Source organism: Curtobacterium sp. PhB78 (assembly GCF_003751685.1).
GTDB lineage: Bacteria > Actinomycetota > Actinomycetes > Actinomycetales > Microbacteriaceae > Curtobacterium.
Map to the genome: position 1 here is coordinate 633,266 of NZ_RKIA01000002.1, position 16,121 is coordinate 649,386.

The 16,121-nt window shown below is 69.4% G+C and carries 18 protein-coding genes; 16 read left to right on the forward strand and 2 right to left on the reverse strand.

The annotated features are described in order from the left end of the window. The first annotated feature begins 194 nt into the window (after positions 1-194). The 15 genes from EDF53_RS06745 (at position 195) to EDF53_RS06815 (ending at position 14,688) form a co-directional block, all read left to right on the forward strand. Positions 195-428, forward strand: coding sequence for a hypothetical protein (locus tag EDF53_RS06745; RefSeq protein WP_123292806.1), 234 nt, complete (start codon positions 195-197; stop codon positions 426-428). 220 nt (positions 429-648) lie between these two features. After that, positions 649-1,191: an adenine phosphoribosyltransferase gene (locus EDF53_RS06750; RefSeq protein WP_123292807.1), complete on the forward strand. Its 543-nt coding sequence runs from the start codon at positions 649-651 to the stop codon at positions 1,189-1,191. Positions 1,192-1,246: 55 nt separating this feature from the next. After that, the gene (thrS, locus tag EDF53_RS06755; RefSeq protein WP_395873271.1) at positions 1,247-3,283 is read left to right on the forward strand and encodes a threonine--tRNA ligase; all 2,037 of its coding nucleotides are present in this window, start codon (positions 1,247-1,249) and stop codon (positions 3,281-3,283) included. Next, entirely contained in the window at positions 3,283-3,852 is a 570-nt protein-coding gene (locus EDF53_RS06760; RefSeq protein ID WP_123292808.1) for an HIT domain-containing protein, read from the forward strand. Before thrS ends, EDF53_RS06760 begins: the two co-directional genes overlap by 1 nt. Positions 3,853-3,865: 13 nt before the next feature. Beyond that, complete coding sequence (gene pdxS, locus EDF53_RS06765) at positions 3,866-4,786, forward strand: pyridoxal 5'-phosphate synthase lyase subunit PdxS (protein ID WP_123292809.1); 921 nt, start codon at positions 3,866-3,868, stop codon at positions 4,784-4,786. Next, positions 4,776-5,387 carry a pyridoxal 5'-phosphate synthase glutaminase subunit PdxT gene (pdxT, locus tag EDF53_RS06770; protein WP_123292810.1) on the forward strand — a complete coding sequence of 204 codons (612 nt, stop codon included), beginning with the start codon at positions 4,776-4,778 and terminating at the stop codon, positions 5,385-5,387. Before pdxS ends, pdxT begins: the two co-directional genes overlap by 11 nt. A 141-nt stretch (positions 5,388-5,528) precedes the next feature. Next, on the forward strand, positions 5,529-6,296 hold the full coding sequence (locus EDF53_RS06775) for a YebC/PmpR family DNA-binding transcriptional regulator (RefSeq protein WP_111084044.1): 768 nt from the start codon (positions 5,529-5,531) through the stop codon (positions 6,294-6,296). A gap of 2 nt (positions 6,297-6,298) precedes the next feature. Beyond that, positions 6,299-6,943, forward strand: a complete 645-nt coding sequence (gene ruvC / locus EDF53_RS06780) for a crossover junction endodeoxyribonuclease RuvC (protein WP_111084043.1) — start codon at positions 6,299-6,301, stop codon at positions 6,941-6,943. Then, the gene (ruvA, locus tag EDF53_RS06785) at positions 6,940-7,560 is read left to right on the forward strand and encodes a Holliday junction branch migration protein RuvA (protein WP_123292811.1); all 621 of its coding nucleotides are present in this window, start codon (positions 6,940-6,942) and stop codon (positions 7,558-7,560) included. Before ruvC ends, ruvA begins: the two co-directional genes overlap by 4 nt. Beyond that, positions 7,557-8,600, forward strand: coding sequence for a Holliday junction branch migration DNA helicase RuvB (ruvB, locus tag EDF53_RS06790; protein WP_111084041.1), 1,044 nt, complete (start codon positions 7,557-7,559; stop codon positions 8,598-8,600). The genes ruvA and ruvB overlap by 4 nt, the downstream gene beginning before the upstream one ends. Before the next feature lie 91 nt (positions 8,601-8,691). Continuing rightward, positions 8,692-9,090 (forward strand): preprotein translocase subunit YajC, encoded by a 399-nt coding sequence (yajC, locus tag EDF53_RS06795; protein ID WP_111084040.1) that lies wholly within the window; start codon positions 8,692-8,694, stop codon positions 9,088-9,090. 92 nt (positions 9,091-9,182) lie between these two features. Next, complete coding sequence (gene secD, locus EDF53_RS06800) at positions 9,183-10,934, forward strand: protein translocase subunit SecD (protein ID WP_123292812.1); 1,752 nt, start codon at positions 9,183-9,185, stop codon at positions 10,932-10,934. Then, the gene (gene secF, locus EDF53_RS06805; RefSeq protein WP_123292813.1) at positions 10,934-11,947 is read left to right on the forward strand and encodes a protein translocase subunit SecF; all 1,014 of its coding nucleotides are present in this window, start codon (positions 10,934-10,936) and stop codon (positions 11,945-11,947) included. The genes secD and secF overlap by 1 nt, the downstream gene beginning before the upstream one ends. After that, entirely contained in the window at positions 11,947-12,294 is a 348-nt protein-coding gene (locus EDF53_RS06810; RefSeq protein WP_123292814.1) for a rhodanese-like domain-containing protein, read from the forward strand. Before secF ends, EDF53_RS06810 begins: the two co-directional genes overlap by 1 nt. 69 nt (positions 12,295-12,363) lie before the next feature. After that, the gene (locus EDF53_RS06815; protein ID WP_228505676.1) at positions 12,364-14,688 is read left to right on the forward strand and encodes a bifunctional (p)ppGpp synthetase/guanosine-3',5'-bis(diphosphate) 3'-pyrophosphohydrolase; all 2,325 of its coding nucleotides are present in this window, start codon (positions 12,364-12,366) and stop codon (positions 14,686-14,688) included. Between the two features lie 90 nt (positions 14,689-14,778). On the opposite strand, the gene EDF53_RS19825 is transcribed toward EDF53_RS06815, so the two are convergent. Further along, entirely contained in the window at positions 14,779-14,892 is a 114-nt protein-coding gene (locus EDF53_RS19825; RefSeq protein WP_395873281.1) for a hypothetical protein, read from the reverse strand. Continuing rightward, complete coding sequence (locus EDF53_RS06825) at positions 14,873-15,445, reverse strand: type IV toxin-antitoxin system AbiEi family antitoxin (RefSeq protein WP_185020971.1); 573 nt, start codon at positions 15,443-15,445, stop codon at positions 14,873-14,875. Before EDF53_RS06825 ends, EDF53_RS19825 begins: the two co-directional genes overlap by 20 nt. Positions 15,446-15,742: 297 nt before the next feature. On the opposite strand from EDF53_RS06825, the gene EDF53_RS19830 reads away from it, so the two are divergent. Further along, on the forward strand, positions 15,743-16,066 hold the full coding sequence (locus tag EDF53_RS19830) for a helix-turn-helix domain-containing protein (protein WP_123292817.1): 324 nt from the start codon (positions 15,743-15,745) through the stop codon (positions 16,064-16,066). Positions 16,067-16,121 lie beyond the last annotated feature (55 nt).

Sequence of the window (16,121 nt, forward strand, 5' to 3'; positions counted from 1 at the left end):
GATCGTCGCCGGAGAATGTCGGCGGCCGGTGCGACGCTCTCGGTACCGGAAGTCATTCAGTACCACGTCGTCGGACATTCCTTCGGCGACCGCGGAATGCATTCTCACGCATTCATCTTTTCCTGCCCGTGTTCCGGGTAGTCCACTGTTGCCCGTGTGCCGGGCAGCTCCGTCATGCCCTGAAAGGGATCACCGTGTCATCGAAGACCGCCACCCGTCCTCCCGATACCCGCGCAGCGCGCCACCGGGTCTCCCTCACCGACCGCATCGCGCTGCGCATCGGCATGTCGCTCATCATCTGGAGCCGGCGGACCCGCCGGCTCCACCCGGTGATCGACCACGCAACACGGCTGCAGCTCGACCGCGAGCGGCAGCAGCGCGAGAACGACCTGCTCCTGCAGGCCGCACTCATGCGCGCCTGGCGCTGAGCCGGATCGGACACCCGACCGTCGCACCGTGCGACCGTCGCCGTCCCGTGCCCGCTTGGTGGCTCGGTGCGAGGGGACAACCCCGCACCGAGCCACCGTCGGCGCACCGGCCGACGCAACCCGCACCGTGCGCCGCACCGACGACCCAGCACGGCGCGACCGACCCCGCACCGTGCGCCGACGTGTCGGACGCACCCCGGGCCTCCCGTACCGTTGATGGGTGACCGAAACCGCAGCTGCACTCGTCGAACGCCTGACCGCCGTCGTCCCGGACTTCCCGAAGCCGGGGGTGCTGTTCCGTGACGTGACGCCGGTGTTCTCGGACGCCGTCGCGTTCGGCCGCGTGTGCGAGGCACTCGCCGCGCCGTTCGCGGTCGGTGCCGGGTTCGACGCCGTGGCCGGCATCGAGGCACGGGGCTTCGCCCTCGCCGGCGGGATCGCCGCCCAGCACCAGGTGGGTGTGCTCACCGTGCGCAAGGCCGGCAAGCTGCCGGGCGAGGTCCTCAGCGAGCAGTACGCACTCGAGTACGGCGAGGCCGAGCTCGAGCTGCGTCCTGGCCAGCTCCCCGCGGGCACCAGGGTCCTCGTCGTCGACGACGTCCTCGCCACCGGTGGGACCGGCGCCGCCACCATCACGCTGCTCGAACGCGCGGGCTATCAGGCGGTCGGGTTCGCCGCGCTGCTCGAGCTGGACGGGCTGAACGGACGCGAGCGACTCGAGCCACGCCTGCCCGTCACCACGCTCGGCGCCGTGCCCGCCTGAGCCCCACGCGCGCACTAGTCTTGACGCACCATTTCGATCGAGGAGTCCCATCATCGTGACCGAGTCAGTCGCCGCAGCGCCGGAGAGCGCCGAGCCCGCAGCCGTGCCCCAGGCACCCGAGCCCCGCACCGCGACGACGACCACGACGGGCACCGAGCTCTTCGACGGTGAGCGCGGCGTCGTCGCGATCCGCGTCGACGGTGTCCTGAAGGACCTCGCTGCCGACGTCGCCGCCGGCGAGACCGCCGAGGCCGTCACCCTGCAGGAGCAGGACGGGCTCGACATCCTCCGCCACTCGGCCGCGCACGTGCTCGCGCAGGCCGTCCAGCAGATCAACCCCGAGGCCAAGCTCGGCATCGGGCCGCCCGTCACCGACGGCTTCTACTACGACTTCGACGTCGCCGAGCCCTTCACCCCCGAGGACCTCAAGGCGATCGAGAAGGGCATGGACCGCATCGTCAAGCAGGCCCAGCGCTTCCGCCGCGTGGTCGTCACGGACGAGCAGGCGCGCGAGCTGATGGCGGGGGAGCCGTACAAGCAGGAGCTCATCGGGCTCAAGGGCGCGGCGACCGACGGTGACTCCGGCGAGAGCGTCGAGGTCGGCGCCGGCGAGCTCACCGTGTACGAGAACGTCGACCCGAAGTCGGGCGAGGTCGTCTGGCAGGATCTCTGCCGGGGTCCGCACGTGCCGCACACCCGCTGGATCGGCAACGCCGCGAAGCTCATGCGCGTCGCGGCCGCCTACTGGCGCGGCTCCGAGAAGAACCCGCAGCTGCAGCGCATCTACGGAACCGCCTGGCCCGACAAGGACCAGCTCAAGGCCTACCTGGTGCGCCTCGAAGAAGCCGCCAAGCGCGACCACCGCAAGCTCGGTGCCGAACTCGACCTGTTCTCGTTCCCCGACGAGATCGGTTCCGGCCTGGCGATCTTCCACCCGAAGGGCGGCATCATCCGCCGCGAGATGGAGGACTACTCGCGCCGTCGGCACGAGGAGAACGGTTACTCCTTCGTCTACACGCCGCACATCACCAAGGGCGACCTGTTCGAGACCTCCGGGCACCTCGGCTGGTACAAGGACGGCATGTTCCCGGCCATGCACATGGACGAGGCGAAGGACGAGGACGGCAACGTCACGCGCCAGGGTGCCGACTACTACCTCAAGCCGATGAACTGCCCGATGCACATCCTGGCGTACCGGTCGCAGCCGCGTTCGTACCGCGACCTGCCGCTCCGGATGTTCGAGTTCGGCACGGTCTACCGCAACGAGAAGTCCGGCGTCATCCACGGCCTCACCCGGGTCCGCGGCATGACCCAGGACGACGCGCACATCTTCACCACGCAGGAGAAGATGAAGGAGGAGCTGACCACCACACTCGAGTTCGTGCTCTCGCTGCTGCGCGACTACGGCCTCGACGACTTCTACCTCGAGCTCTCGACGAAGGACCCGGAGAAGTACGTCGGTGACGACGAGGTCTGGGACGTCGCGACGAACACCCTGCGCGAGGTCGCCGAGGAGTCCGGTCTCGAGCTCGTGCCCGACCCCGCCGGGGCCGCCTTCTACGGCCCGAAGATCTCGGTGCAGGCGCGTGACGCCATCGGCCGGACCTGGCAGATGTCGACTGTGCAGCTCGACTTCAACCTGCCCGAGCGCTTCGGCATCGACTACACCGCGGCCGACGGCTCCCGCCAGCGCCCGGTGATGATCCACCGCGCGCTGTTCGGCTCGATCGAGCGGTTCTTCGGCGTGCTGACCGAGCACTACGCCGGCGCGTTCCCGGCCTGGCTGTCGCCGGTGCAGGTCGTCGGCATCCCCGTCGCGGCTGAGTACGGCGACTACCTCGACGAGGTCATCGCGAAGCTCCGGTCGCACGGCGTCCGGGCCGAGGTCGATCACTCGGACGACCGCATGCAGAAGAAGATCCGCACGCACACCAAGGCGAAGGTGCCGTTCCAGCTCATCGCCGGCGGCGACGACCGCGACGCCGGTGCGGTCTCGTTCCGCTTCCGTGACGGGCGCCAGGACAACGCCGTGCCCGTGGACGAAGCGGTCGACCGCATCCTGACGGCGATCCGCGAGCGCGCGCAGGTCTGATGACGGACGAGCAGGACCCGCTGGTCATCCGGGACGCCGCCACCGGTGCGGCCGTCCCGGATGCCTTCCAGCGCCTGTGGAACCCGCACCGGATGGCGTACATCGACGCCGGGCGCGAGGGCACGGGCCGCGGGCACGCGGACGACTGCCCGTTCTGCGAGGCACCGCGGAAGTCCGACGAGGACGCCCTCATCGTCGCCCGGGGCGAGCACGCCTACGTGCTGCTCAACCTGTTCCCGTACAACAACGGACACCTGCTGGTCTGCCCGTACCGCCACGTGCCGCTGTACGACGAGGCCACTCCGGACGAGCTGCGCGAGATGGGCGAGCTGACCCAGACCGCGATGCGGGTCCTGCGCACCGTGTCGCACTGCGACGGCTTCAACATCGGCATGAACCAGGGCGAGGTCGCGGGGGCCGGCATCGCCGCACACCTGCACCAGCACATCGTGCCGCGGTGGCAGTCCGACGCGAACTTCTTCCCGATCATCGCGCGGACGAAGTCGATGTCCCAGATGCTCGGGGACACCCGCCGACTGGTCGCCGAGGGCTGGCCCGCAGCGGACTAGACTGATCGGCATCATGAGCGACAGCACCAGCACCTCCGGCACCCCTGGCACCTCGATCACCGGCTCCGACCGCGTCAAGCGCGGCCTCGCCGAGATGCTCAAGGGTGGCGTCATCATGGACGTCGTCGACGCCGAGCAGGCCCGCATCGCGGAGGAAGCCGGCGCGACCGCCGTCATGGCCCTCGAGCGCGTCCCCGCCGACATCCGCGCACAGGGCGGCGTCGCCCGCATGTCCGACCCGTCGATGATCGAGGAGATCATCGCCGCCGTGTCGATCCCCGTCATGGCGAAGGCCCGCATCGGCCACTTCGTCGAGGCGCAGATCCTGCAGGAGCTCGGCGTCGACTACATCGACGAGTCCGAGGTGCTCTCGCCCGCCGACTACGTCAACCACATCGACAAGTGGAACTTCACCACGCCGTTCGTCTGCGGTGCCACTGAACTGGGCGAGGCGCTCCGTCGCATCACCGAGGGCGCTGCGATGATCCGTTCCAAGGGCGAGGCCGGCACGGGTGACGTGTCCGAGGCCACGAAGCACATCCGCACGATCAACAAGGAGATCGCGGCGCTGCGCCACCTCAAGGAAGACGAGCTCTACGTCGCCGCCAAGGAACTGCAGGCGCCGTTCGAGATCGTGCGCGAGGTCGCCCGCACCGGCAAGCTCCCCGTCGTGCTATTCACCGCCGGTGGCGTCGCCACCCCGGCCGACGCCGCGATGATGATGCAGCTCGGCGCGGACGGCGTGTTCGTCGGCTCCGGCATCTTCAAGTCCGGCGACCCGGCGAAGCGTGCCGCCGCGATCGTCAAGGCCGTCACCTTCCACGACGACCCCAAGGTCATCGCCGAGGTCTCGCGTGGTCTGGGCGAGGCGATGGTCGGCATCAACGTCGCCGACGTCCCCGCGCCGCACCGCCTCGCCGAGCGTGGCTGGTAGCACGGCGAGCAGTGCTCGGCCCCGCATCGGGGTCCTGGCGCTGCAGGGTGACTTCCGCGAGCACATCGCCTCGTTGACGGAGCTCGGCGCCGACGTGGTGCCGCTCCGTCGCCCCGAGGAGGTCGCGGCGCTCGACGGCGTCGTGATCCCCGGCGGCGAGTCGAGCGTGATGGACAAGCTGTCCCGGGCGTTCGGCGTCGCCGAGCCCCTCGCTGCTGCCATCCGCGGCGGTCTGCCGACGTACGGCACGTGTGCCGGCATGATCATGCTGTCGTCGCGGATCACCGACGGCATCAGCGGCCAGCAGACCCTCGACGTGCTCGACACCACGGTTCGTCGGAACGCGTTCGGCAGCCAGAACGACTCGTTCGAGGTCGACGTCCCGATGCCCGAGCTCGGCGACGCCCCCGTGCACGCGGTCTTCATCCGTGCCCCGGTGGTCGAGCAGCACGGCCCCGGCGTCCAGGTCCTCGGCGCACTGGCGGACGGGCAGGTCGTCGCGGTGCAGCAGGGCAACGTCCTCGCCAGTGCGTTCCACCCCGAGGTCGCCGGCGAGGACCGCTTCCACCGCCGCTTCCTCGCCATGGTGCGCAGCGCCTGACGCGGCCCCCGGGCTCTGGGCACGACCGCCCGCGGGCCCTGGGCCCTGCCACCTGCGTGCCCGCACCGGCGGGGCGGTGCGGCGGCGGGCCTCCCGGCTGGGTAAACTGACCCCGACTTTCCGCAAGACGCAAGGAGAACCGTGTCCGGGCATTCCAAGTGGGCGACGACCAAGCACAAGAAGGCCGTCATCGACGGCCGCCGTGCCAAGTCCTTCGCCAAGCTCATCAAGAACATCGAGGTCGCCGCGAAGATGGGCGGCGCCGACCTGTCGGGCAACCCGACGCTGGTCGACGCGATCCAGAAGGCCAAGAAGACCTCGGTCCCGAACGACAACATCGACCGCGCCGTCAAGCGCGGTGCCGGCCTGACCGGTGAGTCGATCGAGTACACGACGATCATGTACGAGGGCTACGCCCCGAACGGCGTCGCGATGCTGATCGAGTGCCTCACCGACAACAAGAACCGCGCAGCGGCCGAGGTCCGGACGGCGATGTCCCGCAACGGTGGCACCATGGCCGACCCGGGCAGCGTCGCCTACAACTTCTCGCGCAAGGGCGTCATCTCGGTCACGAAGACCGACGGCCTCGACGAGGACACCGTCATGACCGCCGTGCTCGACGCCGGTGTCGAGGACGTCATCGACCAGGGCGGCGGCTTCGAGATCATCACCGAGGCGAGCGACCTCGTCGCGGCCCGCACCGCACTGCAGGACGCCGGCATCGACTACGACTCGGCCGACGCCGAGTTCGTCCCCGGCCTCAAGGTGCCGGTCGACGCCGAGACCGCCCGCAAGGTCTTCCGCCTGATCGATGCGCTCGAGGACAGCGACGACGTGCAGAACGTCTACGCCAACTTCGACGTGCCGGCGGACGTCCAGGCCGAGCTCGACGAGGACGAGGGCGAGTAGCCGTGCTCCGTGTGCTCGGGGTGGACCCCGGGCTCACCCGGTGCGGCGTCGGCGTCGTCGAGGTCGCACCGAACCGGCGCGCACGGCTCGTCCACGTGACGGTCGTGCGCACCCCGGCGGACATGCCGCTCGAACAGCGGCTGCTCCGCATCGCCGACGGCATCGCCGCCGAGATCGACGAGCACCACCCGGACGCGGTCGCCGTCGAGCGCGTGTTCGCCCAGGCGAACGTCCGCACCGTGATGGGCACCGCCCAGGCGGCCGGGCTCGCGCTGCACGCCGCGGCGGCCCGCGGGCTGCCCGTCGGCCTGCACACGCCGTCCGAGGTCAAGGCGGCCGTCACCGGCTACGGCAACGCCGACAAGCGCCAGGTGCAGACCATGATCGCGCGCGTGCTCGGTCTCGCCGAGGCCCCGAAGCCGGCCGACGCCGCCGATGCGCTCGCGCTGGCCGTGTGCCATGCCTGGAGGCTCGGATCACCTGACGTCGCCGGCGAACGTGCCACGAACCTCACCCCGGCACAACGCGCGTGGCGCGACGCACAGGGCGGCACCGTCGACTCCCCGCTCGCCCGTGCGGCCGCTGCCGCGGCCCGACCGCGTGGCTCGTCGGCCGCGTCGGTGGGCGGCCGTAGGCTCGGGGCATGATCGCGAGTCTCCGGGGTACCTGCATCGACATCGCCGGTTCCGGCGTGGTGATCGAGGCCGGGGGAGTCGGGTACGCCGTCACCGTGACCCCGGCCCACGCACTGACGATGCGCCACGGGTCCGAGGTGTTCGTCCGCACCGCGATGATCGTGCGCGAAGACGAGCACCTGCTCTTCGGCTTCGAGTCGACCGACGCCCTCCAGGTGTTCGACCTGCTGCGCAGCGTCACGGGTGTCGGGCCCAAGTCCGCGATGGGCGTCCTCGCCCACATGGACCCGTCGCAGGTCGCGAACGCCGTGGCGAAGGACGACGACGGCGCCTTCCGCAAGGTCTCCGGCATCGGTCCGAAGACCGCGAAGCTCATCATCCTCGCGCTCACCGGCAAGCTCGCGGCGTTCGAGCAGGCTGCCGTGGTCACCGCCGGTCGCGGCACTGCTGCCCACCCGGCCGCGACCGACGTCGTCTCCGCACTGATCGGCCTCGGCTGGCGCGAGGACGCAGCACAGACCGCCGTCGACGACACCGTCGCGAACGAGCCAGGGGCCGCAGCCATGGGCACGCAGGCGCTGCTCCGCGCCGCGCTCGGTGCGCTCCGGCCCGCCGGTGCCGGTCAATGAGCGGCATCACGTCAGCCGGAGCCGAGTCGCAGGAAGAACTCGCGTTCGAAGGTGCACTCCGGCCGCGGTCGCTCGACGAGTTCGTCGGCCAGCGGAAGGTGCGCGGGCAGCTCGACCTGCTGCTCAAGGCGGCCGGCATGCAGGACCGCACCCCGGACCACATCCTGATGGCGGGTCCTCCCGGCCTCGGCAAGACCACGCTGGCGATGATCGTCGCGCACGAGACCGGCCGTCCGTTGCGGATGTCGAGCGGTCCGGCGATCCAGCACGCAGGTGACCTGGCTGCCGTCCTGTCCTCGCTCGTGCCGGGCGAGGTCCTGTTCATCGACGAGATCCACCGGATGGCGCGCTCGGCGGAAGAGATGCTCTACCTGGCGATGGAGGACTTCCGGATCGACGTCATGGTGGGCAAGGGCGCCGGCGCGACGAGCATCCCGCTCGACCTCGCGCCGTTCACCCTGGTCGGTGCCACCACCCGCGCCGGCCTGCTGCCGAACCCGCTCCGCGACCGCTTCGGCTTCACGGCGCACCTCGAGTTCTACGAGAAGGACGAACTCGAACAGGTCCTGATCCGCGCCGCGCACCTGCTCGAGCTCGACATCGACCGATCGGCGCTGCGGGAGATCGCCGGGCGTTCCCGGGGCACCCCGCGCATCGCGAACCGGCTGCTCCGCCGGGTCCGCGACTACGCCCTCGTGCACCGCACCACCGACGGCATGGCGGCCGTCCAGGGTGCACTCGACCTGTACGACGTCGACGAGCTCGGGCTCGACCGCCTCGACCGCGCCGTGGTCGAGATCATGCTGACCCGCTTCGACGGCGGACCGGTGGGGCTGAACACCCTCGCGGTCTCGGTCGGAGAAGAGTCCGAGACCATCGAGTCGGTCGTCGAACCCTTCCTCGTCCGGGTCGGTCTGGTCACGCGAACCCCGCGCGGCCGCATCGCGACCCCGGTCGCGTGGCGGCACCTCGGCCTCACCCCAGGGCAGGGCGTCGGGCCGCTCCCGGGCCTGTTCGACGACACCGACACCACCGACTAGCGGCCGATCGGTCGGGTGACATGCCACGCACAGTGGCGTGCCCTAGACTGCTACGGCCCGAAACCGAGCAACCAGAGAAGGCAACTGCATCATGGGTCAAGAAGTCATCCTCATCGTCATCGTCGTGGCGTTCGCGGCCTTCATGTTCTACAACAGCCGCAAGCGCAAGAAGCAGCAGGGCGAGCTCGCCACCAAGATGGTGCCGGGTGCTCGCGTGATGCTGTCCTTCGGCCTGTACGGCACGCTTCTCTCCGTCGACGACGAGAAGGTCACCGCCGACGTCGAGATCGCCCCCGGCACCGTCGTCACCGTGCACCGCCAGACCCTGTCGCGCGTCGTCGACGACAGCGCCTCCGACATCGAGACCACCGCGACGCCGGAGGACGAGGCGAAGCCCGTCGCCGAACTCAACGGGGAGCCGGTCTACGGCGAGCGGGTCGACAACGACCGCCTCGACGAGACCGACTCGAAGCGCAAGTCCGACGACTGACGCCCTCGGCCGCCGGGTCGTCTGACCCGGCGGCTTCCCTCTGCCGTCGTGCCTGAGCGCCGACGGTCCTGAACAGAAAGACGAGACGACCGGTGGCACGATCGACACCCGTCAAGAAGGCGCTGCGCTCGCTCACCTGGTTGGTGATCCTGATGGCGATCCTCGCCGGCCTGAACACCGCCGCGACGATCCTCGCCGGCAGCTCGAAGGACGACACGGACAAGTGGTACCAGGGCGCGAGCTGGGTTCCGGAGCTCGCACTCGACCTGCAGGGCGGCACGCAGCTGACCCTCGCGGCGCAGAACACCGAGGGCGACTCGGTGACCTCGCAGCAGCTGCAGCAGGCGGTGGAGATCATCCGCCAGCGCATCAACGCCACCGGCGTCTCCGAGACCGAGATCAACACGCAGGGTGCGAACAACATCGTCGTGTCGATCCCCGGTCGGCCCGACAAGGCCACGATCGACCGCATCGAGGCAGCGGCGAAGCTGACGTTCCGCCCCGTGCTCTTCACCGAGGCCGCGACGAACTCCGCCGTCGGTGACGACGGGAAGTCCACCGCCTCGCCGACGCCGTACTCGCCGCCCGCATCGCTCGCGGCGACGCCGAGCGCGAAGCCGACGAACGCCAGCGACGTCAACTGGATCACCCCGGCGCTGCAGGACCTGTACACCAACTACAACTGCGCGGCTCCGGACGACGTCACCTCGGCGCCGGACGACGAGCCCCTCGTCACGTGTGACGCCGACGGTGCGTCGAAGTACATCCTCGGCCCGGTCGAGGTCTCCGGTGCGAACATCAGCAACGCCACCTCGGGTCTGGCCACCGACTCGCAGGGCACGTCGACGGGCCAGTGGGCCGTCAACCTGACCTTCGACGGCCAGGGCACGAAGGACTTCCGCACCGTCACGAACCGCCTCGTCTCGCTGCAGGCACCGCAGAACCAGTTCGCGATCGTGCTGGACGGCTCGGTCATCACGGCCCCGTCCACGAACTCCGCCATCACCAACGGCAAGGCGCAGATCACCGGCTCGTTCACGGCCGAGTCGTCGAAGACGCTCGCCGACCAGCTCAAGTACGGTGCACTGCCGATCAACTTCCAGGTGCAGTCGAACGAGAACATCTCGGCGACGCTCGGCACGGCGCAGCTCATCGGCGGTCTCGTCGCGGGCCTGATCGGCCTCGGCCTGGTGATCATCTACTCCGTCATCCAGTACCGGGCGCTCGCGTTCGTCACGGTGCTCTCGCTCGGAGTGGCCGCCGTCCTGACCTACCTGGTCATCGCGATCATGTCCTGGCGCGTCGACTACCGCCTGTCCTTGGCGGGTGTGGCGGGTCTGATCGTCGCGATCGGCATCACGGCGGACTCGTTCATCGTCTACTTCGAACGCATCCGTGACGAACTCCGCGACGGTCGTGCGCTCGAGAGCGCGGTCGAGTCCGGCTGGAAGCGTGCACTCCGCACGATCCTCGCGTCCGACGCGGTGAACTTCCTCGCTGCCGTCACCCTGTACGTGCTCGCGGTCGCCGACGTGAAGGGCTTCGCGTTCACGCTGCTCCTCACGACGCTGATCGACATCGTGGTGGTCGCGCTCTTCACCCACCCGATGATGCAGCTCATCTCCCGCACCCGGTTCTTCGGCGAGGGACACAAGTTCAGCGGGCTCGACCCAGCGGCGCTCGGTGCGGTCTACAAGGGGCGTGCGCAGTTCCGCGCCCCCGTGGTGGACGGCAAGCGCCAGCGCAGTGCCGGTGAGGCGCAGCGCCGACAGACGATCGCGGAGCGGAAGGCCCAGCAGGCCTCCGGCGACAACGGCTCGACGCCGGACGGGAAGGACGACTGATGGCCAGCTTCAGCCAGTTCGGCAGCGACCTCTACACGGGGAAGCGGTCGTACGACATCATCGGGCGACGCAAGACCTGGTACCTCATCGCGCTCATCATGATCGTGATCTCGCTCGCCACCCCGTGGCTGCGCGGCGGGTACCAGCTCGGCATCGAGTTCACCGGTGGTTCCGAGTTCACCCTGTCGGACGTCAAGAACACCGACCAGAGCATCGCGACGGACACCGTCGAGCGTGTCGTCTCGGACGAGATCCCGCGCGTCTCCCAGCTCGGGACACACGGCATCCGCGTGCAGACCGGCCAGCTCACCGACCGTCAGACGACCGAGGTGCAGGACGCCCTGGCCGAGGCGTACGACGTGCCGGAGAGCCAGGTCGCGGCGACGTTCATCGGTGCCACCTGGGGCGCCGACGTGCTCGCCCAGGCGATCCGCGGTCTGGTGATCTTCCTCGCCCTGGCCGCCGTGTTCATGACGCTGTACTTCCGCACCTGGAAGATGTCGCTCTCCGCGATGGCCGCGCTGCTGCACGACCTGTTGATCACGGCCGGTGTCTACGGCATCGTCGGGCTCGAGGTCACGCCCGCGGCGGTGATCGGGTTCCTGACGATCCTCGGGTACTCGCTCTACGACACCGTGGTGGTCTTCGACAAGGTGCGTGAGAACACCGCGCAGGAATCGATCCGCACGTTCAAGCAGTCGGTGAACCTCGCGGTGAACCAGACGCTCGTCCGCTCGATCAACACCTCCGTCGTGGCGCTGCTGCCGGTCGCGGCGATCCTGTTCATCGGGTCGTACGTGCTCGGTGCGGGCACGCTCCGCGACATCTCGCTCGCACTGTTCATCGGCATCATCGTCGGTACCTACTCGACGATCTTCATCGCGTCGCCGATGTACGCCCAGCTGCGCGAGAACGAGCCGAAGATCAAGCAGGCCGACGCCAAGAAGATCCAGGCGGCAGAGAAGCGCCAGCGCGAGGTCGACGCCGACGCCGACGCGAAGGCGACCGCCTGATGCCGATCGAGATCACCGAGGTCGACGTCGCCGAGGCGCGTCGCCGGCTCGAGTCGGGGTCGCGGTTGTTCGACGTCCGTGAGCAGGGGGAGTGGGACGAGGTCCACGCTCCCGAGGCCACGCTCGTCCCGATGTCCGAGCTGGTGAACCGCTGGCAGGAGATCGACGGCGGCGACGAACCGGCGATCATCGTCTGCCACTCGGGTGCTCGTTCGGCCAGGGTGGTCGCGGCACTCGAACAGTCCGGTGTCTCCGCGGTCAACCTGACCGGCGGCATGGTCGCCTGGGAGCAGTCCGGCGCACCGGTGGTCCGCGACGCCCAGGGCGAACCGGGTCACGAGCACTGACCGGACACGCGTAGTGTTGGCGGATCGAGCTCGGATCGAGCTCTCGGACCGAGTCCTGGGAGGCGCATCATGACGGACACCCGCGAAGAGCCGTCCGCGCCGAGCCGCCCCGGCTCCGCCCAGCGGCCGACCAGCCCCCTCGGACCGAACACGACGGGCAACCTCGGTTCCCTCCGGTCGCTGCTGCCGCGCCTGTTCTCCCGCGCCCAGCCGGCCGGTGCCGTGGACACCCTGATCCGCACGGTGCGCTCGCACCACCCGAAGGCCGACGTCACGCTCATCGAGCGCGCGTACTCGGTCGCCGAGCGCGCGCACGACGGACAGAAGCGCAAGTCCGGCGAGCCGTACATCACGCACCCCGTCGCGGTCGCCCAGATCCTGGCCGACCTGGGCATCGGGCCGATCACGATCGCCGCCGCGCTGCTCCACGACACGGTCGAGGACACCGACTACCAGCTCGACCAGCTGCAGGTCGACTTCGGCGACGAGATCGCCATGCTCGTCGACGGCGTCACGAAGCTCGACAAGGTCAAGTACGGCGACAGCGCCCAGGCCGAGACGGTCCGCAAGATGGTCATCGCGATGTCGAAGGACATCCGCGTGCTGGTCATCAAGCTCGCCGACCGGCTGCACAACGCCCGCACCTGGGGCTTCGTCGAGTCCACCTCCGCCACCCGCAAGGCGAAGGAGACGCTCGAGATCTACGCGCCCCTCGCGCACCGGCTCGGCATCCAGATGATCAAGCTCGAGCTTGAGGACCTGTCCTTCGCGGTCCTGCACCCGAAGCTCTACGTCGAGATCGACAGCCTGGTCAAGGAACGGCAGCCGAAGCGCGAGCAGTTCGTCCAGAACGTCATCGGCACGCTCAAGAAGGACCTGAAGGCCGCGAAGGTCCGCGGCGAGGTCATGGGGCGGCCGAAGCAGTACTACTCGATTTACCAGAAGATGATCGTGCGGGGTCGCGAGTTCGACGAGATCTACGACCTCGTCGGCATCCGGGTGCTCGTGCCGACGGTGCGCGACTGCTACGCCATGCTCGGTTCGGTGCACGCGCGGTGGACGCCGCTGCCCGGCCGGTTCAAGGACTACATCGCGACGCCGAAGTTCAACCTGTACCAGTCGCTGCACACCAGCGTGCTCGGGCCGCAGGGGCGCCCGGTCGAGATCCAGATCCGCACGCACGAGATGCACCAGCGCGCCGAGTTCGGTGTCGCCGCGCACTGGAAGTACAAGCAGCGCGCTGCGGGCCGCGACGTCGGCACCTCGTCGACCACCGACGACCAGGACATGGCGTGGCTCGCCCACATCACCGACTGGCAGGCCGAGACGAGCGACCCGGGGGAGTTCCTCGACTCGCTCCGCTACGAGATCGGCGCGAAGGAGACCTACGTCTTCACGCCGCAGGGCAAGGTCATCGGCCTGCCCGCCGGCGCCACCCCGGTGGACTTCGCGTACGCCGTGCACACCGAGGTCGGGCACCGCACCATGGGCGCCAAGGTCAACGGTCGCCTCGTCCCGCTCGAGAGTTCGCTGTCGAGTGGCGACGTCGTCGAGATCTTCACGTCGAAGAACCCCGACTCCGGTCCGTCGCAGGACTGGCTGAAGTTCGTCAAGAGCCCTCGGGCACGCAACAAGATCAAGCAGTGGTTCACCAAGGAGCGCCGCGAAGAGGCGATCGAGCAGGGCCGCGACGCCATCGCCCGCGCCGTGCGCAAGCAGAACCTGCCGCTCCAGCGGATCATGAGCCAGGACACCATCGCCGAGGTCGCCTCGTCGATGCGGTACGACGACGTCTCGGCCCTGTACGCCGCGGTCGGCGAGGGGCACGTCTCGACGCAGTCGGTCATCGAGAAGGTCCTGGGCAGCGTCCAGAGCGACACGGAGACCGACGAGCCGGAACTCACGTTCCCGCGCCAGGTCACGAGCCGTCAGCTGCGCACGAGCGACAGCGGCGTGCTGGTGCGCGGTGCGCCGGACATCCTGGTGAAGCTCGCGAAGTGCTGCACGCCGGTGCCGGGCGACCAGATCGTCGGGTTCATCACCCGCGGACAGGGTGTCTCGGTGCACCAGTCGTCGTGCACGAACGTCAAGTCCCTGATGAACGAGCCCGACCGGATGATCGAGGTCGAGTGGGCCCCGTCGTCGAAGTCGGTGTTCCTCGTGCAGATCCAGATCGAGGCGCTCGATCGGTCGGGGCTGCTCAGCGACGTCACCCGGGTGCTCACCGACCACCACGTCAACATCCTGTCGGCGACGGTCTCGACCTCGTCCGACCGGTTGGCGCTCAGTCGTTTCGTCTTCGAGATGGGTGACACCATCCACCTCGACCGGGTGCTGAACGCGGTCCGACGCATCGACGCCGTCTACGACGTCTACCGCGTCAGCGCCGGCTGAGCACGGCTCGAGCGCGCGTCGCCGCGGCAGTGCCCCGCGCGGCACGACCATCCGTCGGTCGCGACACGTCGCGCGGGCCCCGTCGACCGGTCACAAACCGTCGGCTGCGGCCCCGCCGACCGACAGTTCGCGACCACTCGGCGGCCGCGAGCGGGGTGTTGTGACCGCTCGCACCCGCGACGCACTACCGGACAGCGCCCCCAGCGGCGTCCTGCAGCCCCCGCAACCGCCGCTCGGCCTGCCGCACCATCGGGATCGTCCCGAGGGCGCTCAGCCGCACCTGCAGTTCGGCCGCGGTGACCGCCCCGATCGCCAGCAGCCCGTGCACGGCCGTCGCCTCGGCCTCCCCGAACGCGCCGGCCGAGAGGCCCGGCATCCGGAGCAGGTCGACCGCGGTCCGCGCCGGCATCGTGACCCGCAGCCCTCCGAGGACGGCGCTGTCGTCAGCCTGGATCCGGACCTCCCGCAGGCGCACGTCCGGCCCGACGTGCACGCGGACCTGCGGCGGGATGCAGGCCTCGAGCGGTGCCGGCAGTCTGGACGCCGCACCCCAGATCCACGCGGCCGTCAGGGTGCAGGCGATCAGCCGCCCATCCCGCAGGACCCAGGCGGCAGCGGCGGCACGCAACGACGGCGTCTGGGGCTCGGCAGGGGAGGCCCAGCACGGTCCGACTGGGACGAGTTCGCCGGCGAGGACCGCCGCACGCAGCTCGGGCTCCGGCCAGTCGTCACTGGTCAGCAGTCGCGGGCGGGGCACCCGCACATCCTGCCCGACCTGCGCACGCGACCGACATGCCTGTGGACAAGCCGCGGACCGGCCTGGAGGCCCGTGGCGGGTGGACTGGTCCCCGGTTCTTGGACTGATTAGTCGGTTCGAGATCCGGGGATGGTTCGTGTGGGTGGTACCGCGTCGTCGTTGACGAGTGCGCAGCGGGTGGCTGCGGTGGAGTGGTTCGGTCGGGGGTTGAGTGATTGGGCGACGGCTCGTCGGCTAGGAGTGACACGGAAACCGGTGCGACGCTTGCATCAACGGTGGTTGCTGCATGGTCCGGAGGTGCTCGTGGATTCCCCCAGACGCTCGTACTCGTTCGAGGTGAAACGTGACCTCGTGCGCCGCTTCCTTGCCGGGGAACCAGCCGATGCGCTCGCCTCCGAGGGAGGGCTCTCCTCAGCGCTGCTGCTGCGCAAATGGGCGAACCAGGTTCGCAAGGACGGTGAGGACGCCCTCCGGCCGCGCCCAACGGGCCGCCCGAAAGCGAAGCCGGACACCGAGCTCAGCGAGCTGGAACGACTCCGGCGGGAGAACGAGTACTTACGGGCCGAGAACGCGTACTTGGAAAAATTGCGGGCCTTGCAGGCGCAGCAACGGCGTCGGTGAAGACCGCAGCCGTTGCCGCTTGCAAGGCCGAACACTCACTCCAGACGCTGCTGCA

What these genes read in the sequence shown, in the direction of transcription:
- pdxS (WP_123292809.1), top strand. Translation starts at nt 3,866, where the DNA reads ATGAGCGACAGCACCAGCACCTCCGGCACCCCTGGCACCTCGATCACC.
- yajC (WP_111084040.1), top strand. Translation starts at nt 8,692, where the DNA reads ATGGGTCAAGAAGTCATCCTCATCGTCATCGTCGTGGCGTTCGCGGCC.
- secF (WP_123292813.1), top strand. Translation starts at nt 10,934, where the DNA reads ATGGCCAGCTTCAGCCAGTTCGGCAGCGACCTCTACACGGGGAAGCGG.
- EDF53_RS06810 (WP_123292814.1), top strand. Translation starts at nt 11,947, where the DNA reads ATGCCGATCGAGATCACCGAGGTCGACGTCGCCGAGGCGCGTCGCCGG.
- EDF53_RS06815 (WP_228505676.1), top strand. Translation starts at nt 12,364, where the DNA reads ATGACGGACACCCGCGAAGAGCCGTCCGCGCCGAGCCGCCCCGGCTCC.
- ruvA (WP_123292811.1), top strand. Translation starts at nt 6,940, where the DNA reads ATGATCGCGAGTCTCCGGGGTACCTGCATCGACATCGCCGGTTCCGGC.
- ruvB (WP_111084041.1), top strand. Translation starts at nt 7,557, where the DNA reads ATGAGCGGCATCACGTCAGCCGGAGCCGAGTCGCAGGAAGAACTCGCG.
- EDF53_RS06760 (WP_123292808.1), top strand. Translation starts at nt 3,283, where the DNA reads ATGACGGACGAGCAGGACCCGCTGGTCATCCGGGACGCCGCCACCGGT.